Annotated in this window: 21 protein-coding genes; 14 read left to right on the top strand and 7 right to left on the bottom strand. The window is 69.3% G+C overall.

Annotation, left to right across the window (positions count from 1 at the left end; all coding sequences use genetic code 11):
• Positions 1 to 482: 482 nt before the first annotated feature.
• Positions 483 to 1,100 carry a GTP cyclohydrolase I FolE gene (gene folE / locus OXG33_07680; GenBank protein ID MCY4113800.1) on the bottom strand — a complete coding sequence of 206 codons (618 nt, stop codon included), beginning with the start codon at positions 1,098 to 1,100 and terminating at the stop codon, positions 483 to 485.
• Between the two features lie 221 nt (positions 1,101 to 1,321).
• Between folE and OXG33_07685 the strand changes: the two genes are divergently transcribed.
• Positions 1,322 to 2,641, top strand: coding sequence for a hypothetical protein (locus tag OXG33_07685; GenBank protein ID MCY4113801.1), 1,320 nt, complete (start codon positions 1,322 to 1,324; stop codon positions 2,639 to 2,641).
• A 192-nt stretch (positions 2,642 to 2,833) separates the two neighbouring features.
• Here the strand turns inward: OXG33_07685 and OXG33_07690 are convergent, their stop codons facing one another.
• The gene (locus tag OXG33_07690; protein MCY4113802.1) at positions 2,834 to 3,793 is read right to left on the bottom strand and encodes a 3-hydroxyacyl-CoA dehydrogenase NAD-binding domain-containing protein; all 960 of its coding nucleotides are present in this window, start codon (positions 3,791 to 3,793) and stop codon (positions 2,834 to 2,836) included.
• Between the two features lie 82 nt (positions 3,794 to 3,875).
• On the opposite strand from OXG33_07690, the gene OXG33_07695 reads away from it, so the two are divergent.
• The 6 genes from OXG33_07695 (at position 3,876) to OXG33_07720 (ending at position 11,744) form a co-directional block, all read left to right on the top strand.
• Complete coding sequence (locus OXG33_07695; protein ID MCY4113803.1) at positions 3,876 to 4,826, top strand: hypothetical protein; 951 nt, start codon at positions 3,876 to 3,878, stop codon at positions 4,824 to 4,826.
• Positions 4,827 to 5,592: 766 nt separating this feature from the next.
• On the top strand, positions 5,593 to 7,386 hold the full coding sequence (locus OXG33_07700) for a hypothetical protein (protein ID MCY4113804.1): 1,794 nt from the start codon (positions 5,593 to 5,595) through the stop codon (positions 7,384 to 7,386).
• A 114-nt stretch (positions 7,387 to 7,500) separates the two neighbouring features.
• Positions 7,501 to 8,646, top strand: coding sequence for a M20 family metallopeptidase (locus OXG33_07705; GenBank protein ID MCY4113805.1), 1,146 nt, complete (start codon positions 7,501 to 7,503; stop codon positions 8,644 to 8,646).
• A 198-nt stretch (positions 8,647 to 8,844) separates the two neighbouring features.
• The gene (gene lpdA, locus OXG33_07710) at positions 8,845 to 10,263 is read left to right on the top strand and encodes a dihydrolipoyl dehydrogenase (protein MCY4113806.1); all 1,419 of its coding nucleotides are present in this window, start codon (positions 8,845 to 8,847) and stop codon (positions 10,261 to 10,263) included.
• 129 nt (positions 10,264 to 10,392) lie between these two features.
• Entirely contained in the window at positions 10,393 to 11,424 is a 1,032-nt protein-coding gene (locus OXG33_07715; GenBank protein ID MCY4113807.1) for a sugar kinase, read from the top strand.
• On the top strand, positions 11,421 to 11,744 hold the full coding sequence (locus tag OXG33_07720; GenBank protein MCY4113808.1) for a YbjQ family protein: 324 nt from the start codon (positions 11,421 to 11,423) through the stop codon (positions 11,742 to 11,744). Before OXG33_07715 ends, OXG33_07720 begins: the two co-directional genes overlap by 4 nt.
• Here OXG33_07720 and OXG33_07725 read toward each other — a convergent pair.
• Together OXG33_07725 and OXG33_07730 are read right to left on the bottom strand one after the other, a co-directional pair.
• The gene (locus tag OXG33_07725) at positions 11,741 to 13,174 is read right to left on the bottom strand and encodes an amidase (GenBank protein MCY4113809.1); all 1,434 of its coding nucleotides are present in this window, start codon (positions 13,172 to 13,174) and stop codon (positions 11,741 to 11,743) included. The two genes, OXG33_07720 and OXG33_07725, sit on opposite strands and share 4 nt — an antisense overlap.
• Complete coding sequence (locus OXG33_07730; GenBank protein MCY4113810.1) at positions 13,167 to 13,748, bottom strand: nitroreductase; 582 nt, start codon at positions 13,746 to 13,748, stop codon at positions 13,167 to 13,169. Before OXG33_07730 ends, OXG33_07725 begins: the two co-directional genes overlap by 8 nt.
• 126 nt (positions 13,749 to 13,874) lie before the next feature.
• Between OXG33_07730 and OXG33_07735 the strand changes: the two genes are divergently transcribed.
• Together OXG33_07735 and nadA are read left to right on the top strand one after the other, a co-directional pair.
• The gene (locus OXG33_07735) at positions 13,875 to 14,906 is read left to right on the top strand and encodes an ATP-dependent 6-phosphofructokinase (GenBank protein ID MCY4113811.1); all 1,032 of its coding nucleotides are present in this window, start codon (positions 13,875 to 13,877) and stop codon (positions 14,904 to 14,906) included.
• 221 nt (positions 14,907 to 15,127) lie between these two features.
• A complete protein-coding gene (gene nadA / locus OXG33_07740) occupies positions 15,128 to 16,195 on the top strand; it encodes a quinolinate synthase NadA (protein MCY4113812.1) in 1,068 nt (355 codons plus the stop codon).
• A gap of 238 nt (positions 16,196 to 16,433) precedes the next feature.
• On the opposite strand, the gene OXG33_07745 is transcribed toward nadA, so the two are convergent.
• Complete coding sequence (locus OXG33_07745) at positions 16,434 to 17,432, bottom strand: sigma-70 family RNA polymerase sigma factor (GenBank protein ID MCY4113813.1); 999 nt, start codon at positions 17,430 to 17,432, stop codon at positions 16,434 to 16,436.
• 198 nt (positions 17,433 to 17,630) lie between these two features.
• Here OXG33_07745 and OXG33_07750 point away from each other — a divergent pair, with 198 nt between their 5' ends.
• The 3 genes from OXG33_07750 to OXG33_07760 are packed head-to-tail and all read left to right on the top strand — an operon-like array spanning position 17,631 to position 19,893.
• A complete protein-coding gene (locus OXG33_07750; GenBank protein ID MCY4113814.1) occupies positions 17,631 to 18,245 on the top strand; it encodes a hypothetical protein in 615 nt (204 codons plus the stop codon).
• A complete protein-coding gene (locus OXG33_07755) occupies positions 18,229 to 19,446 on the top strand; it encodes a cysteine desulfurase family protein (protein ID MCY4113815.1) in 1,218 nt (405 codons plus the stop codon). The genes OXG33_07750 and OXG33_07755 overlap by 17 nt, the downstream gene beginning before the upstream one ends.
• 36 nt (positions 19,447 to 19,482) lie before the next feature.
• Positions 19,483 to 19,893 (top strand): iron-sulfur cluster assembly accessory protein, encoded by a 411-nt coding sequence (locus OXG33_07760; GenBank protein MCY4113816.1) that lies wholly within the window; start codon positions 19,483 to 19,485, stop codon positions 19,891 to 19,893.
• A 570-nt stretch (positions 19,894 to 20,463) separates the two neighbouring features.
• Here OXG33_07760 and OXG33_07765 read toward each other — a convergent pair.
• Entirely contained in the window at positions 20,464 to 21,204 is a 741-nt protein-coding gene (locus tag OXG33_07765; GenBank protein MCY4113817.1) for an SDR family NAD(P)-dependent oxidoreductase, read from the bottom strand.
• A gap of 76 nt (positions 21,205 to 21,280) precedes the next feature.
• Here OXG33_07765 and OXG33_07770 point away from each other — a divergent pair, with 76 nt between their 5' ends.
• Complete coding sequence (locus OXG33_07770; protein MCY4113818.1) at positions 21,281 to 22,336, top strand: GNAT family N-acetyltransferase; 1,056 nt, start codon at positions 21,281 to 21,283, stop codon at positions 22,334 to 22,336.
• 11 nt (positions 22,337 to 22,347) lie between these two features.
• A complete protein-coding gene (locus OXG33_07775) occupies positions 22,348 to 22,668 on the top strand; it encodes a Rieske (2Fe-2S) protein (protein ID MCY4113819.1) in 321 nt (106 codons plus the stop codon).
• A gap of 384 nt (positions 22,669 to 23,052) precedes the next feature.
• Here the strand turns inward: OXG33_07775 and ileS are convergent, their stop codons facing one another.
• Positions 23,053 to 26,235, bottom strand: coding sequence for an isoleucine--tRNA ligase (gene ileS, locus OXG33_07780; protein ID MCY4113820.1), 3,183 nt, complete (start codon positions 26,233 to 26,235; stop codon positions 23,053 to 23,055).
• Positions 26,236 to 26,638 lie beyond the last annotated feature (403 nt).

Genomic DNA, 26,638 nt, shown 5'->3' on the forward strand with positions numbered 1-26,638 from the left:
CGGGATCGCCGGGCGGCCCGAGGGCTGAGACTGGTGGTGGCTGGGAAAATAGACGCGGGCTCGCATCGGTCGATGCGAGCCCGCAGCGCAATACGTGTCCGCTATTGCGCCCGGTCGTCTGGCGGACCCGGGGGTTAGAGTCCCAAGCGAGCGAACTCGCGAATGCGGGATCTCACGTGTCGTAGACAGGCATCCGGGCCCGGCGTGACCTGCTGCCCCGCGACGACTCGCCCGTCACGCCGCGGGGCGCAACCTGTCAATTTGCCAGCGTCCCATCTCGACGCGAATGTTTCGCATCACGCCACCTTTGGCGGTGCTGGCCCGTCGATCAATCGCTGATCGGCTGACCAGGGACGACCCGAGCAGCGCTGTTAACGCTGCGTGTACATCGTATACGAACTATCGGCTTCGGGCAAGACTGGCGCGTCCGCACCAGCAGCCCTCTTGCGGTGGAGACGCGCCGCCGCGCTGCTCGTCGGCCGCTAAGCCGGCTGGCCGATGGCGTGGAGAAACTCGGCGCGCGTGGCCGGGTTGTCGCGGAAGGCGCCGCGGGTCACGGTGGTCACCATGCGGCTGCCCGGCTTGCGAACGCCGCGCATGGTCATGCACAAGTGCTCGGCCTCCACCATCACCGCCACGCCGCCCGTGTCGAGCACGCGCTCGATGGCGTCGGCGATCTGGGAGGCCAGCCGCTCCTGCACCTGAAGCCGCCGGGCCAGGTGCTCCACAACGCGCGCGAGCTTGCTGAGGCCGACGATACGGTCGTGGGGCAGATACCCCACCGCAACCGTGCCGAAGAACGGCAGCAGGTGGTGCTCGCAGAGCGAATGGAACTGGATGTCCCGCACCACCACCATCTCGTCGTGCCCGTGCTCGAATGTGACCTCGAGATGCTCGTCGGGGTCGCTCTGATGACCGTTGAGCAATTCGTCGTACATCCGCGCGACGCGGGCGGGCGTGTCGAGCAGACCGTCGCGATCCGGGTCCTCGCCGACGGCGGTGAGGATTTCGCGCACGGCGGCCTCGATGCGTGCATGACGTGCGGCGAGCTGCGCGCCGGTGAGCTGGGGCGCTTCGGCGCCGTTGGTGGATGCGGTCATGCGATTGGTCCTGTGGGTGTGGTGGCCGCGGCGCGTAGTCGCGCGATGGCGTCGGGCGGATCGTAGGGCCCGCCGAAGCGATCGGCGCCGCTGCCCGGCCCGACGCTGTGAGTATACGCAGGCGTCCTTTCGGATCACGAAGCTGCGTTTGGCGCGCAACCGGCGCGTGCGCGCCCGTCATAATCGGGCCGCTTGCCTTTGGCTCCTGGATCGCCGCGCCCATGCGCCCTGCGTCCGTCAAGGCCGTGACCTACAGCGCGATGTGGGCGTTCTTCTTGCCGTTGGCGGCGTCGCAGGTGCTGCAGCAGGTGCGGCACCCGCTGCTCGACGCGGGAATCGCGCGCGGTCTCGAGCCGGCGGCGTCGCTGGCCGCCTTTGGCGTCGTCAGCGGCGTGGTGCAGATTCTGGGCGCGGCGGGCATCGCGGTGCAGAGCGCCTACCTGGTGCTCGTGCGCGGGCGCCGGTCCTACTACTTCATGCGCCGCTACACCGCCGTCTACACCCTGGGCATCGTGGGGCTGACGCTGGTGACGGCGCTGCCGGGCAGTGGGCCGTGGTTCTTCGAGCAGTTGATGGGCACGCCCTCGGCGCTGACGCCGCGCGTGGTGCAGATGATGCAGATCGCCGCGTTGGTGCCCGTCTTCAACCTGGCGCGGCTGTTCTACGTGGCCCAACTGGCGCATCTGCGACAGACGCGCGTGGTGTGGGTGGCGCCGGCGATCAGCGTCGGCCTGCTGGCCGTCCTGGCGCTGGGCGTCATCCCGAACGTGCCGGTCGCGGCGAGCGTGGCGGGCGCGACGGTCTGGCTGGTGATCGCCGCCGTGGAGGCGGTCGTGCTCGGGTGGCTGGCGCATCGCGCGTCGAGTCGCGCGCCCTATGGCGACGACTCGGGTGACCAACTGCCCCTCGACGTGCGCCAGGTGACCTGGTTTGTGCTGCCCCTCATCGCCACCCAGTTCTCGCTCGCGGCGGGCCTGCCGCTCACCAACGCCGGGCTGCTGCGGCTTGACGATCCGGAGACATCGGTGGCGGCCCTGCGCGTCGCCATGAGCCTGATCATGGTCAGCATGGCCGCGCTGGCCACGCTGCGGCAGGTGGTCCTGGTAATGGCGCAAGACCCCGGCGATCACGCGCGGGTGCGCGCCTTCGTGATCGCCGTTTCGGCTGGTCTGACCGCGCTCATGGCGCTCATCGCCTTCACACCGGTGGGACGGTTTGCGCTGGAGGTGGTGATCGGCGCGCCGCCGCACGTAGCCGAAGCGGCGCTGCCGGCGTTGCAGATTTTCGTCGCGGTGCCCGCCGTGATGGGACTGCGGCAGTTCTACTCCGGCCTCACCATGCACCAGCGCCGCACGTCGCTGGTGGCGGCAGCCGCCATCGGGCGGCTGGTGCTCATGGCCGTCCTGCTGTTCATCCTCGCGCCCGCCGCCGCGCTTGCCGGCGCCTGGGTGGGGGCCATGGCGCGCACGGTGAGCATGGCCAGCGAGTCGGCGGCGGCCTACGCGATTGGCCGGCGCTACGTCGGGCGGGCGGTTCGGTAGCGTCCTGAGTCTAGGTCTCGAATGACCCCATCCCAGCCCTCCCCCCGTAAGAGACCCTTGCGGAATCCGGTAGGGGCGGGTCTGCGACCCGCCCGACGCCTTGCATCCAGATTCGACCGAATTGGATTCCGGCCGCCGCCGTAGTGACGAACGGATTACGCGAAGCTCTCACCAAGGGTGGGGGTCGAAGTCTCAGCCGCCACGGTCCTTCCGCAGCGCTTGGATCAGCGCCTCGTTGCGGGCCGCCACGTATTGGTCGAACTCGCCGGGTTCCCAGGTGAACAGCCCTCGGCCCTCCCGCGCGCCCGTGTGACCGGCGGCCACGGCTTGCTCCAGAAAGGCGGGCGGCTCCGCGCTGGCGTCGAGGTCCGGCCCGAGATAGGTGAAGATCTGGCGATAGACGTCCAGCCCGGCCATGTCCGCCTGGCGCATGATGCCGAGCACCGGAATGCGCCGCGCCAGCACGCCCTTGATGAGCTGGTCGATCTCCTCGGCGGTGGTGACGCCCTTGTCGATGAGGCTCAGGGCCTCGCGCGCGAGGGCGAACTGGAGGCGGTTCATCAGGTAGCCCGGCAGCTCCTTGCGGATGAGCACCGGCCACTTGTCCAGCGATTCGAGCACCTCGCGCAGGCCGTCGATCGTGGCCGCGTCGGTGAATTCGCCGGGAGCGATCTCGACAATGGGGATCAGGTGCGGCGGCAGCATCCAGTGGGCCAGCGCCACGCGCTCGGGATGCGCGCAGCCGCTGGCGATCTCGCTGATGCTGATACTCGACGTATTGCTGGTGAGGATGGCGGACGGTGGGCACAGCCGGTCGAGCTCCGCGAACACGTCTTGCTTGACCTCCAGATCCTCGGCCACGGCTTCCGCGCCGAAGTCGGCCCCGGCCGCCGCGTCGGCGAGGGACTGGGCGGCGCGCAGCCGTCCCACGACCACGTCCACCTCGTCAGCGGCGATCACGCCGGCACGCACCAGGTCCTGCGCGTCCTCCCGCGCCTCGGCGATGGCCGCTTCGGCGCGACCGGGCGCGGCGTCGTAGAGCGACACCTCGAAGCCGCCGCGCGCCAACTCGAGCGCGATTCCATGACCCATGCGTCCGGCGCCCGCCACCACGGCCCGGCGCCCATTGCCCGCCGTTGAATCAGTCGTCACGGTCCCGTCCCCCGCTGCGTTCCACCGGCACTATGAGCATAAGCCCCGCGGGCCGGGGAGATACACTGCCGGCGTTGGCCGCATGACATCCACAGACACCACCGGGACGCCTAGCGCGGCCGGAGCGACGGACGGCCTGCTGGCCCCCATTGCCGCGGCCTTTGCGGTTGCCGCTCGTCCCGGCGTGCTTGGTCTGGGATTGGGGGCGGGGGCGGCGATCGGTGCGCTCGGCGGCTGCGCCGTCGCGCTGGCCTACATCCGCTCGCCGGCGGCCATTCCGTTTTTCGTCATCGCCGCTGCACTCATCGTCGTCGCCTGGTCCATTGCCGCGGGCGCCGTGGCGGCGTCGAGCCGTCGGGACGCACCACTCGCGGCGGGGCTGCGACGAGCCTTCGGGCGAGCCGTCGCGCTCGTGGCGGCGGCCATTCCCGCCGCGCTGGTCGTGGGTGTGCTGCTCGCGGCGCAGTTGGGCGTGTTCGCCCTCACGCAGATGGGCGCGCGCGGGCCTCTGGGCGAGCTTCCGGACCGGCCGTTGGCGCTGATCGCGCTGGTCTACACGCTGATCTTTGCCATGAACGTGTTGATAATCGTCCCCGCTGGCGCCCTGCAATGGCTGGTGGTGCCCCACGTGATGGGCGGCGCCGGACCCGTCGCAGCGCACGCGCGGGTGCGCGCCGCGTGCTGGGCGCGTCCCGGCCTGGTGCTGCGCACCATGGTGGGCGTAATCATCATGGCCAGCGCCGCCGCCGCCGCGCTGCTCGGAATCGCGGCGCTGGGCCTGGTCGTGGCGTCGTTCGCCCAGATTCTGGGCGCGGGCGAGACCTTCCTGCTGCGGTTCTCCGAGCCGCTGGTGTCGGACATGTTCATGACGGTCACGGTCGACAACTTGGCAGCGGTGGTCGTGATGGCCACCGGCTTCGGGGCGGCCATCGGCGCGGCCACCGGCCCCAGCAGCATGCTAGGGGTAGCGGGCGGGGCCTATCTGGCGCGGCACGTGGCGCCAGTCGAGCCGAAGGCTGATCCCGAGGGATAAGCTCCCGGCGCCGAGTCAACCTTTAGTCATTCCGAACAACGTGAGGAATCTAGAGTCTCAGGCCTCGCGGCCAGGGTCGTGGATCTGAGATTCCTCGCTGCGCTCGGAATGACGGATAAGGAGGATGGCGCCTAGCCGCAGGCGCCGAAGCCGCAGGCCGGGCAGACGAGGCAGAGCCCCTGCGCGCGCAGCGGCGCGGCGCAGTCGGGGCAGGTCGGCGCGGGCCGCCGCATGACGGGCGGTGGCGCTGGAGGACGGGGGCGAACATCCCCAATGCGTGGTGGGGAAAGCGTCGCCGCCTGCTGGTCTTTGAGGGGAGCCATGCAGGCAGTATAGCAGCTTGTTCGGTGTTTGTCTGGTATGGCGCGAAATGATCGCCCCGATTCGAGGCGACGCTAGCCTGCATCAGATGGACGACAGCGGAATGTGAAACGGTGCGCACAGCTAGGCTGTCGGCATGACGATGCCTACACTGCGGTCCAGATGCGTTTCGGGTGGCGCCGAGTCTTCGCGCCAGCCGCCACCCCGCCGTTTGAAGGGCAAGCTGGCCGAGATGTATCGACGCCCGATGCCTAACCGGTGGCGTCGGCGCCGGATGGCGCTGGCGGCCGTCGTCGCGGCGTTCGCGGTGCTGCTGGCTCTCACACCCCATGCCCGCGCGCTGGATTGCGAGGGCGTCGACCTTGGCGACGGGTGCCTCTTCACCATCACCGGCGGCGACACGCCCGAGCCCGATGATGGATTCGCCGTTACCAATACCGACGGCGTGCCGCTGTGGGATTTCGTGCGCGGCAAGAATGCGCAAGCCATCGGCTATCCCATCAGCCAGCGCTGGGTCGACGGTCCCTTCACGCTGCAGGCCTTCCAGAAGGTGATCCTGCAGTGGGACCCCGGCAAGCAGCGCATGAACTACTACAACACGCTGGACGTGCTGGCGGATCGTTACCCGGACGTCGAGTTGCCCTTCGTGCCGGCGCACCAGGTGCTGGAGGCGGACCGAGGGGCCGACTTCGCCACCATCACGCGTAACCACCTAGCGCTGCTGGAGCAGAATGAGGCGATCAAGGAGCGGTTCCTGAGCGAGCCCGATTGGCTGAATCTCTACGGGCTGCCGATCCACTACGAGGAGCGGGAGGTCGACGGCCAGGCGGGGGCAGTGCAGATGCTGCGCGCCCAGCGCACGGTCTTCGTGGTCTGGAACATACCGGCCCCGGGAACCACGGTGGGCCGGGTGAACCTGCAGAACGTGCCGGACAAAGTGAAGAATCTCGGCAACGCGATCATTCCCAACGCCGCCAAGCTCCCGGTGACGCAGAACGCCGTGGCTTCCTTGGCGTCGTTCACGCTACCAGAACCGACACCCTCGATCACCGGTAACGCGGCGATTGACCAACTGGATTGGGTCCAAGACGGCGTCGCCGAATCCGAGGCAGCCGCCGTGGAAGCGCTGGTCGACCTGGCGATGGAATCCCAGCCGCTCTTCGAAACGGTGATGGGCAAGTCTTGGGTCCAGGATGGCATCAATGCGGATGAGCTGACTGTGGTCAAGGAACTGACGATCATGGCCGGCAAAGACGAAGCTCGGGCCTTGAGCGTCATACAGATGCCATTTCTTGAATCGGTTGAAGCGGCGGATGACTCGGCCGTCGACGTATTGGCGGACTTCCATCACAACTCGTCCCTCATGAGCTACTTGAACCTTGTCCTATCGCACCCGACGCTGAGCGGCGGTGTACGGGACGAGCACGTACCGTCATTGACGGCGCTGCTGGCCGTGGCATACCACGCCGATCAGGAGGTTCGCGGCTACCTGTACGACACGCTCCTGAATCCCGAAGCAGTCATCGTTGAGCAACGCGCCGTTTCGCTTCCCCTTTCGGGGCACGTGCTCTTGGCCGTAGTCCGCACAATTGCCGGCGCGGCCACCAGCATGGACTGGCTGGAGCGGTCAGTGCGCAGCCACGAAGGCTTCATGGGCGTGCCCATCCCAAGGAATTCCGTCTCCTTGTTGGTCGCGGATCTCCCCAGAGCAGCAGCCGGACCAGGTGGTGTCCTCTCAATCCGTGACAGGACTCTCAAACCAGGCTGGATCATTGCTCATGAGGCGGGGCACATTTATTGGACTGGTCAAACTGGAGCTAGATGGGCGACCGAGGGAGGCGCAGAATTCATGCGATGGATTGCGCTGGGCAAAGGTCCGCCCCTCGGCGAATTCACAATTGGCGTCGACTCCTGCGAGTCCGTCCGCAACCTAGCTGAACTCGAACAGGAATCAGGCTCGACAATTGCGTTCGGATCGATCTGCCACTACCGCATGGGGTACGCGTTCTTCTACGATCTCTACCAGTTTCTGGGCGAACTGGAGTTTCGGCGAGGCTTTAGGGAGTTGTATCTGGCGACTGCCCGAGAGTCCACCAAGCGGGAATGTACGGGATCGGGCGCGAGCCTTTGCTTTCTGCGAGCCGGATTCGTGACGAGCGCCCCCGATCCCGAGGTGGCGGCGAGGGTTTGGCACGTGATCCACCACTGGTATTACGGCCCGCAAGGACCCCCTCAATAGCTGCCGAAACCGAGTAGGCGCAGAGTCCTTGATGGCACCGCCAGCAATGCGCCATCCAGAAACCACGGGCAGCCGCGCCTATACTGCGGCGCCCCAACCGCCGAGGTTCCGCCCATGTCCGCCCTCGTTTCGCGCCTGGCCGATCTGGTGGCGATCAACAGCGTCAACGCCAGCCTGCCCGGAGGTCCCGGCGAGCAGGCCATGGCGGACTACGTGGCGGAGGCCGCGCGCGGCATGGGCGCCGACGTCGAGCAATACGAGGTCGAGCCGGGCCGTCCCAACCTGCTGGCCCGCATCGACCGCGGACGCCCCCGCACGCTGATGTTCGAGTGCCACCTGGACACGGTTGGGCTGGCGCCAATGCCCGACGCTCTCAACCCGCGCGTCGAGGGCGGGCGGCTCTACGGACGCGGCTCCGCCGATCCCAAAGGCTCGCTCGCCGCCATGCTCAGCGTCCTCGAAAGCGCCGCCGCGGATCCGGCGTTTCCCGTCAACGTCTGGCTGGCGGGGTCCATGGACGAAGAGATCACCATGCGCGGATCGCGGGCGCTGGCCGAGCGCCGACCCGCGGTTGACGCGGTGATCGTGGGCGAGCCGACCAACCTGCAGCCCATCGTGGCCCACAAGGGCGTGCTGCGCTGGCGCGTGCGCACCGCCGGCGTGGCGGCGCACAGCGCGACGCCGGAGCGCGGCCGCAACGCCATCTTCGACATGCAGACGGTGATCGGCGCGCTGCGCGCGGGCATCGAGCCGGGTCTGGCGCGGTCGTCGCATCCGCGACTGGGCCCCGCAACCTGGAGCGTGGGCGTGATCGCGGGCGGCGAGGCGGTGAACGTGGTGCCGGACGCCTGCCAGATCGACTGCGACAGGCGGCTGCTGCCCGGCGAAGATCCGGACGCGGTGCTTGCCGAGGTGGACCGGGCGGTGAACGAGTTGCGGCAAGTCGATGCCGGACTCCGCGTCGAGCGCGAGGCGCCTTACGTCCACGTGCCGCCCATGGAGACCGGCGCCGACGTGCCGGTGGTGCGCGCGACCGTGCAGGCCCTTACGGAGTCTGGTCGCGACCCGACCCTGGCCGCCGTGGCCTATGCCACCGACGCCTCCATGCTGGCGTCCGTCGGCGGGCTGCCCGCCGTGGTGCTGGGTCCCGGCGACATTGCCCAGGCGCACACGAACGACGAGTGGATCGACCTGACCGAGCTCGAGGCGGCCGTGGGCGTCTATCGCGGAATCTGCGAGGCCTTTGCCGATGCGGCCTGACGGCACCAACGCATTTGGCGTCAAGTGTGCGGCTCCAGGTTCGTTCGGACTGGATTCCGGCTTTCGCCGGAATGACGGTGGGGTGACGCCAAGGTCTTGCTTCCGCGGGAACGTCGGAGCCATGTGGATCCAGCCCCGGCCTGATCGAGCGCGCCCGCCATCTACAATGCCGTCCGCTCGGAAGACCCTGACGATGCCATGCCGGTAACGGCGGATGTGTGCGTGCTCGGCGGCGGTCCGGGCGGCTACGTGGCGGCCCTGCGGGCGGCCGCGCTTGGGGCCAGCGTCGCGCTGGTTGAGGCCGAAGAGGTCGGCGGCGTGTGCCTGCTGCGGGGCTGCATTCCATCAAAAGCCCTGCTCCGCAGCGCCGAGGTATATCAGTTGGCGCTCCACGCGGGCGCGTTCGGCGTCAACGTATCTGGGGTCGAAGCCGACTATCCGGCCATGCGAGCGCGCAAGGACCGCATCGTGCGGCAACTCGTGCGCGGGGTAGGCGGCCTGCTGGACGCGGCCGGGGTCACGGTCATGCGCGGCTACGGCACGCTGGCCGGCGAGGGCGTCGTCGAGGTGGACATGGGCGATCGCGGCGACCTGGTCATGGCGCCGAAGGTGATCATCGCCAGCGGCTCGTCGTCGGTCATGCCGCCGGTTCCCGGCACGGACCTGCCGGGCGTGATCGACAGCGACGGCGCATTCGAGCTGGAAGAGCCGCCCGCGCAGATCGTCGTGGCCGGAGCGGGCGCCGTCGGCGTCGAGTGGGCCACGCTCTTCGCGCTCCTGGGCAGCGAGGTCACGCTCGTTGAAATGCTGCCCACGGTGGTCCCCAACGAGGATGCCGACGTGAGCGCGGCCCTGCGCAAGATCCTGGTGCAGCAGGGCGTGACCGTGCGCGACGGCACCCGCATCGAGTCCATCGCCCAGCGCGACGGCGGGCTGCGCGTGAGCCTGGCAAAAGATGACGAGACATCAGAGGTCGACGCGACGCACGTATTGATGGCCACTGGGCGACGGGCAAATGCGCTGAACCTCGGGCTCGATCGCATGGGCGTGACGCACAGCGTCCAGGGCATTCCCGTGGACGGCGCCATGCGCACCAACCGGCCCGACATCTACGCCATCGGCGACGTGACCGGGCAGCGGTTGCTGGCGCACGTGGCCTCGCACCAGGGGGTGGTGGCGGCGGAGAACGTGATGGGCGGCTCGGCGGTCTACCACGACGACGTCGTGCCAGCCTGCACCTTCACCCATCCCGAGATCGCCAGCGTAGGGCTCACCGAAGCCGACGCGCGCGAACAGCACGGCGAGGTGATCGTGGGGCGTTTCCCGTTCCAGGCGCTGGGCCGCGCCAGGGCATTTGGCGACACCGACGGCTTCGTGAAGCTGGTGGCGAACGCTGCGAGTGCACGGCTGCTGGGGATGCACGTGATAGGTCCCGGGGCCAGCGACATCATCGCCGAAGGCGCGCTGGCGTTGCAGCTCGAAGCCACGCTGGACGACCTGCGCGAGACGATCCACGCGCACCCGACCTTCCCCGAGGCCACGGCCGAGGCCGCGTGGCAGGCCATCAACCAACCGCTGCACCTACCGCAGCGCCGCGCCCGTGCGCGCTCCTCCTGAGGTGGATTCCCGCTATCGCGGGAATGACGGCGGCGCAATTCCTAGATCAGTAGGGGCGTCCCTTGTGGGCGCCCGCTCGGTCGGTGACCAGGGCAGCCACAAGGGCTGCCCCTACATCGATTGACTCGGATGAGCCAGGCGAAAGCACCGGCCGTGATCGCGGCCGGCGAGGTCATGGTCGAGCTGGCCGGTCCCAAGCCGCTGTCGCGCGTCGAAGTGATCAAGCGATCGAACTCCGGCGACGTGCTCAACGTGGCCGTGGCGTTGGGGCGGCTAGGCCTGCCGTGCGCGATCCTCACCAAGGTCGGCGACGATCCGTTTGGCGACTACCTGCTCGAGGACTGGGCTGGCCTCGGCGTTGACCAGCGCTACGTGGGGCGCGGCGGCGGGCCGACCGGCCTCTATGTCGCCGAGCACGCTGCCGACGCCAGCTACCAAATCTGGTACTGGCGAAAGGGCAGCGCGGCGTCGACCATCGCGCCCGCCGACGTGGACCGGGTGGACCTGGACGGCGTGCGGCTGGTGCACTTGAGCGGCATCTCGCAGGCCATCTCGGCGTCGTCTCGGGCGGCGACGCGGCGACTGGCGGAGCGCGCCCGCGAGCGCGGCATCCCGGTCTCGCTGGACGTCAACTTCCGCCCGCAGCTCTGGTCGGGAAAGGACGCGGCGGCGGCGATGCACGAGGTGCTGCCGGACGCGGATCTCGTGTTCTGCGGCGCGCCGGACGAGTCGCTGGCCGTGGCGGGCCTCCCCGACCCCGAGGACGCGGCGCGGTATTTCCTGGACCAGGGGGCCGAGGTTGTGGCGGTCACGATGGCAGGCGACGGAGCGTTTGCGGCGACAGCCGACGAGACCGTGCGGTTGCCGCACGTGGCGCGGCGCATTCAGGGACCCCAGGGCGCCGGCGACGCGTTCGTCGGCGGATTCCTGGCGGGGCGCCTGGTGGGCGCGGGCCTTGCGACTTGCGCGCGCTTCGGGACCCTGGTCGCGGGCCTGAAGGTCGAAAACCCAGGACCGCTGCACGGCCTGCCCCAGCGCGCCGAGATCGTGGCGCGGGCGGCCGAGCTGGGCTGGGACGATGTGCTGCGGACGTTGGATGTGTTGGAAGCAGGCGCCGGGGGAACAGACGCCGACCGGAACGCATCGGAGGTGACGGGATGATCGTGGTGACCACGTTGGAGATTTCGGGCCGGGAGATCACCGAGACCCTCGGGATCGTGCAGGGCAACAGCGTGCGGGCGCGCGGCATCGGCCGCGACTTCATGGCCGGGCTCCGCTCCATCAAGGGCGGCGAGGTGCGCGAGTATGCCGAGCTGCTGGCGCAGGCCCGACACGAGGCGGTGGAGCGCATGGTCGCCCACGCCGAGTCGCTGGGCGCCGACGCCGTCGTGGGCACGCGCTACAACGCCGCCGACGTGATGCAGGGCGTGGCCGAACTGCTGGCCTACGGCACCGCCGTCCGCACCGCCGCCAAGGACTAGTTCGCCGGCAGGTCAGGCTCGGGCGGCCACCCGAGTGCCGGCGCGTCGCCGCCGCGCTCGTAGGCCAGCGCGATGCGCACGGCCGTCCGCTCGCGGTACTTCGGGGCGACGATCTGCAAGCCCACGGGCATGCCGTCGGAGCCGCGGCCGCAGGGGAGGCACACCACCGGCTCGTGCGTGCAGTTGAAGCACCGCGTGAAGCGGCCCATCCAGGTGAAGTCGGTGAGCGCTTGGGCGATCGGCACGGGTGAGCGCGGGAGGGCGGGCACCACGAGAGCGTTCACCTGGCTGGTGGCGCGCCGGTAGTCCGCCAGCGCGTCGTCGCGCATGGCTCGCAGGCGTCCCAGCGTCGCCGCGGTGTCCCTGGGATCCAGGTTCAGGACTTCCAGCCCCGCCGCCAAGCGCTCACGCAGAGCTTCGCCGACCCGGGAAAGGTCACCGCCGGTCGCCGCCGAAATCGAGGCGTGGGCTTCGAGAATCATGATGCCCCAATGGGACTCGATCACCTGCGGCAGCGACGAAAGCTCGACCGCCACCAGCTCGGCGCCCAGCCGGGCCAGCGCGTCGATGGCACCGCGCGCGATGCGCTCGATCTCGGGGTCGATTTCCTCGAAGAAATAGCTCGACGGCACGCCGAGGCGCAGGCCGTCGAGTCCGGCGTCCGCGTCGGGCACGAGGTGCGTCAGGCTGTTGGACACGCCGATGCGCGCCTCGTCGTCCGGGTCCACCATGGCGCGCAGCATCAGCGCCGCGTCCAGGGTGGTGCGGGCCATGGGCCCCGGCGTGTCGAACGTCGGCGCCAGTTGCCGCACGCCGTCCAGGCTGACGCGGCCGTAGGTGGGCTTGATGCCGACCACGCCGCAGGCGGCGGCCGGCATGCGAATGGAGCCGCCCGTGTCCGATCCGAGCGCGGCGAACATCATGCCCGCCGCAACCGCGATGCCGGACCCGCTGCTCGATCCGCCGCTGACCCGCGACGTGTTCCACGGGTTGAGGCCCGGTCCAAACTGGGAAATTGCGCCGGTCGGGTGCAGGGCCATCTCGTCGCAGTTCAGCTTGGCGATGATGACCGCGCCCGCGCGCTTGAGCTGGCGCACGAGCGTGCTGTCCCGCTCGGCGATATGGCCGTCGAAGACGTGGGAGCCAGCAGTGGTCGGCGCGCCCGCCACGTCTGCCAGGTCCTTGATGCCGATCGGGACGCCGTGCAACGGCCCGCGATGGGTTCCGCCGACGATCTCGCGTTCCGCCTGTCGCGCGGCCTCCAACGCCTGGTCCGCCAGGATCGTGGTCGTGGCGTTGAGGGCGGGTCCCAGGCGCCCGGTGCGCGCCAGGCAGGCGCGGGTCACCTCGACCGGGCTGACCTCGCCACTGGCAATGCGCTCGCCGATCTCCACCAGGGTGAACTGCCACAGCTCGGTGGCGTCAGTCACTCGCGTCGTCCCAGCCGAGCCAGTCGACCTCGGGCGTCGTCCGCTCGCGCGTATCCGGGGGCGCGTTGGCCGATGGGTAGCCCAGATAGATGAAGCCGACGAGGCGATCCGAATCGCCGATGCCCAGCGCCCTGCGGCTGGCGACGTAGTCGCACATCGCGCCGGTGCGCCACTTGGCCGCCAGGCCCTCGGCGTGGGCCGCCAGCAGCATGTTCTGCACCGCGCAGCAGCAGGCGGCGTAGTCCTCCAGGTCCATCACCGGATCGTCGGCGCGCGGGTGGCTGACCACGATGACGACGGGCGCGCGCGTGAGCTTGGCGCGGGCGCCCTTGATCTCGCCGGCGGCAATGGGATCGCTGGCGTCGAGCTCGTCGCGCAGGCCGTCGCTGATGGCCTCGCCAACCGTCCGGCGCGCGTCCCCGGCGAGCACGTGGAACCGCCAGGGTTCGGTCATGCGATGGTTGGGCGCCCACACGGCCACGTCGATCAGCCGTTGAATGGCGGCCTGCGACGGCACGTCCGCCGTCAGGGCGTTGATGCTGCGGCGATCACGCAGCGCCGTAAGGGTATCCACGAAACCTCGAATGCTTTGGGGCTGGCCGTCACCCAGTCATGGTAGCGATTCACACCGCGCCGGGGCGCGCCGGCGGTACTCTGGGGCGGCGATCTCGAGTCTGGGCCTGGGTCGAGGCGACGTGCAATGCAAATCGGCGTCCTCACCGGCGGCGGTGACTGTCCGGGGCTTAACGCCGCCATTCGCGGCGTGGTGCGTCAAGCGGCGCGCCAGGGCTGGACCGTGCTCGGCTTTCGCGACGGCTGGGCCGGCGTGCTCGCGGGCGAGCCCGAGCCGCTGACGATCGAGGCCACGGACCCGATGCTGGCCGAGGGCGGCACGATGCTCGGCTCGACGCGCACGAACCCGCTGCGCGATCCGGAGTCGTTCGCCAAGGCCCGCGCGGTATTCGACCGCTGCCGGCTGCAAGGGCTGGTGGTCATCGGCGGGGATGACACGCTATCCGTCGCGGGCGCCATGGCCGCCAAGGGCGACGCCGTCGTGGGCATTCCCAAGACGATCGACAACGACGTCCCCGAAACCGACGTGTGCATCGGCTTCGACACCGCCGTCACCACGGTGTCCAATGCCGTGGGACGGGTGCGGACCACGGCTGTCTCCCACCGGCGAGTGGTGGTGGTGGAGACGATGGGCCGGGACGCAGGCTGGCTGGCGGCGGCAGGCGGCCTCGCCGGCCGGGCCGACTACATCGCGGTGCCGGAGCGTCCCATCGAACTCGCGATCCTGGTGTCGCACGTGGAAGGCCGCGCCGCCCGCGGCTTGCCCTTCAGCGTGATCGTAGTGGCCGAAGGCGCCGAGATCGTGGACTTGGAGGTCGACCCGGCCGAAGTCCACGCCTCGGACGAGTTCGGACACGTGCAGCTCTCGGCGCGCGGCTTGGGATACGCGGCCGCCGGCGCGCTGGAAAATGCCTTGGGGCGGAGCGTTCCGGCGATGGTGCTGGGGTACACGCAGCGCGGTGGACCGCCGACGCCATTCGACCGCGTCCTGGGCACGCGGTGCGGCGTTGCGGCGGTGGACTACCTGGCATCCGGCGACCACGGCATGCTCACCGCCCTGCAGCGCAACCGCATCGTGCCGGTGCCCCTGGCCGACGTGGCCGGGCGCACACGGCGGCTGGACGCGAGCTACCTGGCGTTGCTGGATCTGTTCGACTAGCGGGGCGGGGCATCTGGGCGGCCGGTAGGCGTTGACCCCCATCCCAACCTTCCCCCTTTCAGGGCGGAGGAGTTTTTCGCGCGATTTCGTATCTCGGCGCGGCGCGTGCGAGAATCTCTAACCATTTCGGCTCGGCAGAGCCCATCGTCCGAACGCCCGTGCGTCGCCGGCGAGCAGTCCCTGCCGGCGGATCCGCCGCAGCGGGCGCGGCGCCGAATGCCATGACTGTCGAAACTCCCTCCATCGAGGACACCTACCGCGACCTTCGGTCCAAGCTGGCCGACGTGGTGCCCGAGCCGGAGCTGGCGCTCAAGGCCGAGCTGGCCTACCGCATCAATCGGCTCAAACGCGAGCGCGGCGCCGTGATTCTGGGCCACAACTACATGGAGCCGGCGTTGTTTCACTCGGTGTGCGACTACACCGGGGACTCGCTAGAGCTCAGCCGCATCGCCGCCACCACCGAAGCGGACCCGATCGTGTTCTGCGGCGTCCGCTTCATGGCCGAGACGGCCAAGATCCTCAACCCCGATCGCACCGTGCTGCTTCCGGCCCGGCGCGCCGGTTGCTCGCTGGCGGCCTCCATCACGGCGGCCGACGTGCGCGAGTTGCGCCGCCGCTATCCGGGCACGCCGGTGGTGACCTACGTGAACACCTACGCCGACGTGAAGGCGGAGTCGGACGTGTGCTGCACCTCCAGCAACGCGGCCCAGGTGGTGGAGTCGCTGGACGCGGAGCAGGTGATCTTCCTGCCCGACGAATACCTGGCCCGCAACGTGGCGGCGTCCACCTCGAAGCAGATCGTGTTTCCCAGCTCGCAGCCGGTGCCACAGGAGCGCCGCGCAGCGGACGCGTCAAACGGCCTGCAATACGAGATTGTGGGCTGGCATGGACGGTGCGAGGTCCACGAGCAGTTCACGGTGCAGGACATCCGCGACGTGCGCGCGCAATTCCCGGACGTGGTGGTGCTGGCGCACCCGGAGTGCAGCCCGGAGGTCGTCGCGGCGTCGGACTTCTCGGGATCGACCGGCGCCATGTCTCGCTACGTGACCGAGACCGACGCACCCCGCTATCTACTGCTGACCGAGTGCAGCATGGGCGACAACATCGCCGCCGAGGCGCACGACAAGGAAATGGTCCGCCTCTGCTCGGTGCGCTGCCCGCACATGAACGAGATCACGCTGGAAGAAGTGCTGGCGTCCCTCCGCGAGAACCGCTACCAGATCGAGGTGGAGCCAAGCGTGCGCGCACGCGCCCGGCGGGCGATCGAGCGCATGCTGGAGATCACCTAAAGCGGCGCACAGCCCGACGTGTCATGTCGAGCCCCACAGGTCATTTCGAGCGAAGCGAGAAATCCAAAGGGCACGGGAGACGTCGCAGCGTCGGTAAATCCCTCGCATGCGCTTGGAACGTCCGGGGGCGGATTGGCGGCGCTTGCCTTGGTACCGACCAGCCTCAGCTGCGGCCACAACCGTTGACGCGCATCCCAACCTTCCCCTTACGGGGGGAAAGGGGCTCTTGCGAGGCCCCTTAGCTCGCCAGGTACTCGCGCAGCGGGCGTGCGGCCTGCGAGCGCTGGAGCTTGCGCAGGGCCTCGACTTGCAGCTGGCGGATGCGCTCGCGCGTGAGCCCGAAGTGGGCGCCGATTTCGTCGAGCGTCCAGGGCTCGTTGCCGTCCAGGCCGAAGCGCAGCGTCAGGATGGTGCGCTCGCGGTCGGGCAGGATGGCGAGGGCGCGGTCGACGTCGTCGCTGAGCGATTCCACGAGCAGGCGCCCGTCCGGCGCCTCGGGCTCGGGATCCTCCACGAAGTCCGACAGCGGCTCCTCGCCGTCTTCGCCCACGGGCTGCTCCAGCGACATGGGTGAGCGTCCGGCGCGCACGATTTCGACGATGCGATTGGGGTCGAGCTTCAGCACGTCGCCCAACTCCTCGGCCGTGGGGTTGCGCTCCAACTGCGTGGCCAGATCCGGCGCAATGCGGCGGATCTTGCGCAGCGTCTCAACGACGTGGACGGGCAGCCGCACGGTGCGCGAGTCGTTGGATAGCGAGCGCGTGATCGCCTGCCGAATCCACCACGTGGCGTAGGTGCTGAACTTGAAGCCGCGGCGCCAGTCGAAGCGCTCGACGGCCTGCATCAGGCCCAGGTTGCCCTCTTGAATCAAATCGAGCAGCGGCAAGCCGCCCGTCGCGTAGCGCTTGGCCACGTTGACGACCAGGCGCAGGTTGGCGCGGGTCAAGTGCGCGCGGGCTGCGTCGTCGCCGGCCTCGACGCGCTTGGCCAGCGCTACTTCCTCGGCGGCCGTGAGCAGCGGGACGCGGTTGATCTCGTTGAGATAGAGGCGCAGCGTGTCTTCGATTGACGCGCCGACGCCGGGTTGGGGAACCGGGCTCGGCTCGGACGCCCAACCCCCACTACCGCCCGACGACGCCTCATCGCCAGCCGTGCTATCACGCGGCTCGAGCTGAGAGAGCGCATCTTCCCAAGCATTCGGAGCGGGAGAGGCCGACACGTCAGTCGCGGGTGCCACCGGGGGTTCCTCGGTTCTCAGCGGGTGTCCGCAATTGCGCGGGCACCGGTCACTCGATGAAAGCATTCTACATGTTTTTACAGATAAGTCTGCACAAACTGTGCAAATTCCTACCTTCGGGGCGCGAATTGCGGTTGTTTGCCCCCTAGCCGCGGTGGTAGCTTCGACTGACGGCATCACACCCCCGGGGCCTGCCATTTGCGCACGTTAAGTCCCCGCGATGAGATCCTGCGGACGCTCAAGGTCGGCGGGGCCATGTTTGCGCCCGATATCGCCGACCGCGTGGGGACTGGCACGTCCGCCGTCCGACCGCATCTGGAGAGCCTGGCGGCCGACGGCCTGGTCACGGCCAACCCCGTGCGCGGACGGCCGGGGCGGCCCCGCTATCGCTACCACCTGACGGCCAAGGGCCACGAGACCTTCGAGCGCACATACGACGACCTCGCGTCCTGCATGGTGGACGCGGTGCTGGAGCTGGGCGGCGAGTCCCTGTTGCACGCCGTGCTGGAACGGCACGAACGACGGCAACTCGACAAGTACATCCCCCGCGTCCGCGGCCTGCCGTTCGACCTCCGCGTGCACGAGGTGGCCCGCATCCTGGACGAGTGCGGCTATATGGTCGAGCTCGAGACTACGGACGACGGCTACCGCCTGCGCGAGCACAACTGCCCGGTCTCACGCGTGGCCGAGGGATGCACCGCCGCCTGCGAATCCGAATTGCGCTTTATCCGCAAGCTGGTGCAGGCCGACGTCGAGCAGTTGGTGGTTTCGCCGAAGGGCGACCAAGCATGCTGCTATGCCATCCGCCGATGAGGACGGCCGCCGCGGCGTAGACGGCGCCGGGCGAATCTATCTCGACCACGCGGCGACCACGCCGGTCGATCCCGACGTGATGGCCGCCATGCTGCCTTTCCTGACGACCCACGCAGGCAATGCCAGCAGCCTGTATCTGGAGGGCCGCGAGGCGCGCGCCGCGCTCGATGACGCCCGCGACGCTGTGGCCGACGTGCTGGCGTGCGACGCGGCGGAGGTCGTCTTCACCGGCAGTGGCAGCGAGGCCGCCAACCTCGCGATCCGCGGCGTGGCCTGGCGCGCGCACGAGGCAGGACGACGCCACTTGGTGACGAGCGCCGTCGAGCACCACGCGGTGCTGCACACGGTGCAACAGCTCGAGCGGCGACATGGGTTCACTGCCACCTTCGTGCCGGTCGACAGCGATGGGCGCGTCGATCCCGTCGACGTGCTTGCCGCCGTCCGGGACGACACCGCGCTGGTGTCGGTGATGTACGCGAACAACGAGGTGGGCACGGTGCAGCCCGTGGCCGAGATCGCCGCGTCGCTGGCGGACCACCCGGCCCTGATTCACACCGACGCCGTGCAGGCCGCCGGAAGCCTGAGCCTGGTGACGCCCGAGTTGGGCGTGGACCTGCTCTCGCTGACGGCGCACAAGGTATACGGACCGAAAGGCGTGGGCGCGCTGTACGTGCGCCGCGGGGTGCGGCTGGCGCCGCAGATTGTCGGGGGCTCCCAGGAGCGCAATCGCCGCGCGGGCACCGAGAACGTGGCCGGCGCGGTCGGTCTCGCGGCGGCGCTCGCGCGGGCCGATGCCGAGCGCGCGGCGAGCAGCGCCGCCAACGCCCGGCTGACCGGCATCCTCATCGAGGGGCTGACGGAGATTCCTCAGGCACGCCTGACCGGGCCGGCGGAGCGCCGTTTGCCGAATTCCGCCAGCTTCGTGATCGAGGGCGTGGACAGCGAGGCGCTGCTGCTGCGGCTGGACGCAGCGGGGATCGCGGCTTCGAGCGGCTCGGCTTGCACCTCGGCGTCACTGGAGCCGTCCCACGTGCTGCTGGCCATGGGCATCCCGGCGGACATCGCCCGCAGCAGCCTGCGGCTCACGACGGGACGCTCGAACACCGACGCCCAGATGCGCCTCGCCGCGGACATCATTGCCGACGCTGTCGCGCAGTTGCGGCGCAAAGCCGATACCGCCGCCGCGGTGTCGATGGCGTAGACTTCCGATGAGCCAAGGTTCTGGGAGACGCGCGGGATGATGGATTCGCTGCCCATGGCCGCCCACGCGCCCGTGCTGGCGATCACCGAGTCGGCGGCGGCGCAGTTCGAGCGCATGCGCGCCAAGCGCAACAAGCCCGAGGCCGTGCTGCGGGTCCGCGTGGTGCCCGATTCAGGCTGCGGCGACTTCCGCTACGCCATGGGGATCGAGCCCGGTCCGCGCGACGGCGACATGTCCATCGACGCGCACGGCATCACGGTCATCGTCGACGCCACCAGCGTCGGACTGCTGCGCGGCTCGACGCTCGACTACAGCGACGCGCTGATCGACGGCGGGTTCAAGCTGCTCAATCCCAACGCGCAGAGCGCCTGCGGCTGCGGCCAGTCGTTCACCACCAGCGGCCGCGCCGTCACCAGCGAGCACAAGCGCGGCGCGCTCTCGCTCTAGGGGTCAATTCGGCGGTCAACTGGCCTGACCGGCGTCCGGCCCTCGCGGAAGATCTAGGCAATCCCCCCAGTCATTTCGATGGCTGGGATAGAGGCTGCCTACGGGCAGCCTCTCTTCGTCTTGCCGAACGTCGCCGATTCGCGGCCGGCAGGGCCGTTTGGGTGATCCACCACCGTTCGCTTTGACCCAGAGATATTGCGCGGTACTATCAGACAGCGCACGACATACGTGCGCAGTCAGGTCAACGTTGACCTGAGGCATTCCCGCGAGGAAGGGGGAACGCATGACCCACTACGTTGGTCCACGAGCGACCATCTCTGCCCGCTCGGGCGAACACATCTGCCCGCGTTGCGTCGGCCGTGGATTTCGCCGCTACGACGGAGGCGGGCGTCCGCTTGCGCGCGCGAGCTACGCCGGTGCAGCGTTCTGGCGCTCATGTTCCCAGTGTCACGGCACGGGTCACGTGCCGGAGGGTGTGGCGTCGCTCGCGGCGTAGCGCTCGAATCGCGGTGATCCGCGAGCGCTCCGGCTCCCCGGCCGGAGCGCTCGTTTCATATGCCGGGCTTGGCGCTAGAGCGAGATTCCGCCGTCGATCACCAGCACCTCGCCGGTGGTGAAGGTGGATTGCAGCAGGTGGATCACCGACTCGGCGACGTCCTCGGCGACAGCGGCCCGCTGCAGGGGCGTCTTCTCAACCGCCGCGTCCAGGAACTCGCGCCGGTCGTCCACCCAGCGCGTGTCGATGATCCCTGGCGCTACGGCGTTGACGCGCACTTCCGGCGCCAGCGCGCGAGCCAGCGACCGGGTCATGGTGTTGAGCGCGCCCTTGGACGCGGCGTAGGGAATCGAGCTGCCGGCGCCCGTATTGCCCGCCACCGATGACACGTTGACCACCGCGCCCGCGCCGGCAGCACGCATATGCGGCACGCAGGCGCGCGTGGCATAGAACGCGCCGAAGAGATTCACGCCCATCACGCGCTGCCAGGCGGCCTCGGTGAGCCCGTCGAGATCCGGGTGGTCCACGAACACGGTGGTCCCGGCGCTGTTCACCAGGTAGTCGACGCGGCCCAGCGCGGCCGCCGCCTGCTCAACCATGGCGACCACGGAGGCGTTCGACGCCACGTCGGCCTGCAGCGCCACGGCCTCCACGCCCTCGGCCTCGCAGTCGCGGGCGGTGGCGGCGGCCTCGTCCGCCGAGCGGGAGTAGTTGACGGCGACGCTCACGCCCAGCCGTGCCAGCCCCAGCGCGGTGGCGCGACCCACTCCCGTTCCGCCGCCCGTGATGATTGCCGCCCGACCTTCGATCGACATGCGCCCCTCCAACTGGTGGCCTGTAAAGGCGCTATTGTGGCACCGCTCTCCGTGGCATCGGGATGGCGCCGCCGACATGGAATCGACCCACACCCTCAAGACGGGCGAGCGGCTCGACGTGACGACCCTGGGTCCCGGCGAGGGACGCGGCGACTCCGCCGTGAACCGCGAGTTGTGGTGGTTCATCGTGCAGCCGTTCGACCCGTGGACGTCGCCGGGCGAGAACGAGCTCGTCGCGCGCGCCCTCCGCGGCGCAACCGACGACTCCCTGCACGACGTCCTGATCGTCGGGCGCATCGATGGCGAGATCGTGGGCACGGTGTGGCACGGCACCAGCCGCAACACGCGCGAGGTCGGCGGCTACGGTTTCGTGCGCACCGACCCGGCCCATCGCGGCAAGGGCGTGGCGCAGACCCTCACCAGGCTGTCGCTGGAGCGCTTTTGGGCCGACGGCGGCTTGGTCATCTACCTGGGCACGGTGGCGCCAGACGCGGCCCACGTCTACGAGAAATACGGCTACGTCCGCTACAACGGCATCGCCATGCGGGCGCTGCGCCCCGGTTCCGACCCGGAGACGTTCGACGACGACTACTTCGCGCACGACGGCTCGGCGCCGCTGGCGCGCGACGCGGGATGGGGCGATATGGGCGGCTACCCGGCGCTGATGCTGTCGCCGGAGCCGCGGGACTGGCGCATCCGCGACTTCACCGAGGCCATCTTCTACGACCCGCCCGAGGTCCAGTCGGGATCGTGCCTGCGGCCGTTTGTCAGCTCCATGCTGCGGCGGGAGACGCACCCGGCCAACCGGTTCAAGGTGCTGGTGACCCGCCGCGACCGCCCGGTGGCCGCCGCCGGTCTTTTCGCCCCGACGGCCGCGCCGCTGGACGGCAGCGCGACCCTCGAAGTGCTCTGCCATCCAGCCTACGGCGGCGAGCTGTCGTCGTTCCTGGGCGCGGTGCTGGCGGAGGGCCGAGAGGCTGGCGTGCGCACCGTGCGCGCCTATGCCTCGGGCGAAAGCCGCAGCGCCGCGCTGGCCGCGGTGGGCTTCTCTGCCGAGTCCACGCTGTCGCGCCACCTGCGGTGCGGCGACCGCGCCGTCGACGTGACGGTGCTGCGGCGCGATCTGGCATAGGCCTGGCCGAGATGAAGTTTCACAAGGTCGGCGACGAGAAGATCCTGCCGCCCCCCGGCGGGATGGTCACCGTGATGGTGGACTGGTCGGAGGTGGTGATCGCCAACGTCGACGGGGAGTACCACGGCATCCAGGGCGTGTGCGAGCACGCCGGTGGGCCGCTGGGCGCGGGCTATTTGGTCGGCTGCCAACTCACCTGCCCCCTCCACGCCTGGACCTACGACGTGACGGACGGCTGGCTGATCAGGCCCCCGTGGGGCCAGCGCGCGCAGACCTACGAGGTGCGCGTGCGCGACGGCCAGGTCGAGGTAGCGGCGCGGGAAGAGAGCTAGTCGGGCAGAGTGGCGTAGCCCGGATTCCCCCCTCATCCCAACCTTCTCTCACCAGGGGAGAAAGGGCCGGACTCCCGCGGGTGGGTGCCGGTGGCCCGGGCTGCGCGCAGCCTGGGAGTTGCCATTGCGATCGGTCCGGTCCCCTCTCCCCATTGTGGGAGAGGGATAGGGTGAGGGGAACGGCCGGACCCACGCTGCACGCAGCGCGGGCCACCGAAACTTTTTCTTCCGAGCCGCCCCAATTCGTCATTCCGAACCGGAGGCGAGGAATCTAAGGAGCGGGGAGAAGGCGCAACGTCCTTAGATTCCCCACGGCATTCGGAATGACAGGGTGGTGGGCGGGGGACAATGGATTCCGGGCCGAGCGACGACCCGATGACCGGCCTAGGCTCGCGTCAACCGGATTCTGACTGGCAGGCCGTTGAGCGTGGGCTGGGCGTGGGCTGAATCGGACGGGGCCTCGCCGTCGTTGACGGCCAACGCGAGAACCTCACCGGCAATCCACGCCTGGTGCTCGGCGAGCGTCTGCGCCACCTCACCGTCGCCACCGATCCAGAGCCGAATCCGGTCTGAGACTTCGAGGCCCGCGTCGCGGCGGAGGCCCTGGGTGGCGTGCACCAGCTCGCGCGCCAGGCCCTCGCGGGCCAACTCGTCATCGACATCGGTCGCGACCGCCACGATCACGCCGTCCTGCTCGGCGACGCCAAACCCCTCGCGCGGCGTGCGGCGTACGTTGAGGTCCTCGGGGATCAGCGTCTCGACGGCGCCTTCCAGGTCCACCGCCAGCTCGCCGCGTTCATCCAGCTCGCGCACCGCGGCGGCGGCATCCAGGGCTGTCAGCGCGGCGGCGACCTGCTTGACGCGCGGGCCGAAGCGCGGACCCAGCCGCCGGTAGTTGGGCTGGATCTGGAACTCCACCAGCTCGTGCTCGGAGGCCATGCGCTCCAGCGTCTTGACGTTCAACTCGTCGAGGACGTGGGGCTCGAGCGCCTCCACCGCGTCCCAGGCCGCGTCGTCGGGCACCTGGATCAGCGCCGATCGCAGCGGCTGGCGCAGCTTCACGTTGGCGGCGTTGCGCGCGGCCCGCCCGGCGCGCACCACCCGCTGCACCTCGGCCATCGCGGCGTCCAGCCCCGGATCGCGGCGGTCGTCGCGGGCCTGCGGCCAGTCGGTCAGGTGCACGCTCTCCGGGGCGCTCGGGTCCACGCCGCGCACCAGGTTCTGATAGATGTCCTCGGTCCAGAACGGCATCACCGGGGCCAGCAGGCGCACCAGCGTGGTCAGCACCTCGTAGAGCGTCTGGTAGGCGGCGCGCTTGTCGACATCGTCCTCGGACTTCCAGTACCGCCGCCGCCCGCGCCGCACGTACCAGTTCGAGACGTCCTCGATGAAGCGCTGCGCGGCGCGTTGGCCGCGATGCACGTGGAAGGTCTGCAGGGCGTCGGTCATGGTGTCGATGAGCGTTTGCAACCGTGACAGCACCCAGCGGTCGAGATCCGGGCGGTCGGCCAGCGGCACCTCGGGCTGCGTCGGATCGAATTCGTCCAGCCGGGCGTAGGTGACGAAGAACGCGTAGACGTTCCACAGGGTCAGCATGCGCCGCTTGATCTCGCCCGCCGGGCCGTAGCCGAAGTTGATGTTGTAGAGCGGATTCTGGCCGGCGTAGAGCCAGCGCATGACGTCGGCGCCCATGCGCTCGGCGGCTTCGCCGAACTCGATGGCGTTGCCCCAGCTCTTGTGCATGGCGCGGCCGGTCTCGTCGTTGAGCTTCTCGTAGACGAAGACGGACTGATAGGGCGAGCGGTTCTCCAGCGTGACGCTCATGAAGAGCATGGAGTAGAACCACAGCCGAATCTGCTCGCGCATCTCGGTGATGAAGTCGGCGGGGTACCAGCGCTGAAACTCCTCGCTGCCCTCCAGGTAGCCCAGCGTCGAGAACGGCACGATGCCGGCATCCAGCCAGGCATCGCCGACGGCGTCGATGCGGCGCACGGGCGCCTCGCAGCCCTCGCAGCGGATGACCACGTCGTCGATCCAGGGGCGGTGCAGCTCGCGCAGCCCTTCCAGGCCGGAAACCGCCCGCTCCTCCAACTGGGCCTTGGAGCCGATGACGGTCAGGTGACCGCAGGCGCGGCAGGGATAGAACGGCAGCGGCAGGCCCCAATAGCGCCGCCGCGAAATGTTCCAGTCGCCCATGTTGCGCAGCCAGTCGGCCATGCGCGCGCCGGCGTAGTCGGGCACCCAGTGCACCGTGGCGGCAGCGTCCAGCATCGGCTGGCGCACCTCGTCGGCACGGATGAACCACTCGTCGTCCACGCGGAAGACCAGCTCCTCCTGGCAGCGCCAGCAGTGGGGATAGCGGTGCTCGAAGCGGTGCGCCCGATAGAGCAGTCCGCGCCCGCGCAGGTCGTCGATGACGTCGTCCGCCACCTGGCGCGCGTCGCGTCCGGTGAGCCGGTCGTAGCCCTCCACGTAGACGCCGTTTTCGTCGATGGGCACGAGCACCGGCAGGTCGAGCTCCTGGCTCAGGCGGAAGTCGTCCTCACCCGCGCCCGGGGCGATGTGGACGATGCCGGTGCCCTCCTCGGCGCCCACGTCCTTCCAGGGAATGACCCGATGCTCGGTGCCGGCGACGGCGGGCAGATGGTCGAACGGCCCGTCGTAAGTCCAGCCGAGCATGTCGGCGCCCGTGATGCGGCCGACGACCTCGTGCGCGTCGTCGCCGAGGGCTTCCTTCACGGTGGCTTCGGCCAGGAAGTAGCGCGCGCCGTCCGCCATCTCGACCTCGACGTAGGTCAGGTCGGGATCGACCGCGGCGGCGACGTTGGCGGCCAGCGTCCAGGGCGTGGTGGTCCAGACCAGCAGCCAGGCGTTGTCGCGTCCGTGGAGCGGCAGGCGCACGTAGAGCGCGTCGTGCGTGATCTCCTGGTAGGTGTCGATCAGCTCGTGCTGCGAGAGCGCCGTGCCGCAGCGCGCGCACCAGGGCATGGCGCGCTGGGCCACCTCAATCCAGCCGCGCTCGTGACAGCGCCGCAGGAAGCCCCAGATGTGCTCGATGTTGCTGTCGGAGTGGGTGTAGTAGGAGTCGTCCCAGTCCATCCACTGGCCCAGCCGCACCGACTGCGAAGTCTGGATGGCCGAATAGGTGTCGACTCGCTCGCGGCAGGCGTCGGCGAAGGCCTCCAGCCCGAAGGCCTCGATGTCGCGCTTGGTCTCGAAGCCCAGCTCCTTCTCGACCTCGACCTCGAGCCACAGACCCTGGCAGTCGAAGCCGTTCTGATAGCGCTGGTGATAGCCGCGCATGGCGCGGTAGCGCTGGTAGACGTCCTTGTAGGTGCGGCCCCAGGCGTGATGCACGCCCATGGGGTTGTTGGCCGTGATGGGCCCGTCGATGAAGGACCAGCGCGGGCCGTCGGCGTTCTTGGCGCGCAGCTTGTCGAACGCCCCCTGCTCCGCCCAAAAGTCCAGGATGCGGCGCTCCATGGACGGAAAATCCAGCTCATCCGGCAGCGGCTGGAAGGGGGACGTTGCGTCGGGTGGTTTGGCGGCCGAAGTTTTCGAGCTCATGCCGTCATTCCCTTGTCCGACTCCCTCTCCCTTGGGGAGAGGGTTGGGGCGAGGGGGAATGCGTGGAACGATTTCAGCCGCTCCGCCAAAAAGTCCGCCGCCAGTCTTCCCCTCATCCTGTCCTTCTCCCACAAGGGGAGAAGGGACTCGATGGCACGCCCAGTGGGCATGGGCGGCTCGTGTGCAGGCCGATGCCCTAGCCGCTGATGGAGGTCGCCCGCGTCGATCGGTCCGAGTCCGACTCCCTCTCCCTTGGGGAGAGGGCCGGGGTGAGGGGATTGGCCCCATCCGTCACGCCCGCGGAGAGCCTGCCCCCTACTCGATGCGGGGCGGGAATCCGTCCGGGTCCGGCCCCCTCTCCCCTTGCGGGAGAGGGTTGGAGTGAGGGGTCCCAAAAGGCCTC

The organism is Chloroflexota bacterium, from assembly GCA_026708035.1.
Lineage (GTDB): Bacteria > Chloroflexota > UBA11872 > UBA11872 > UBA11872 > JAJECS01.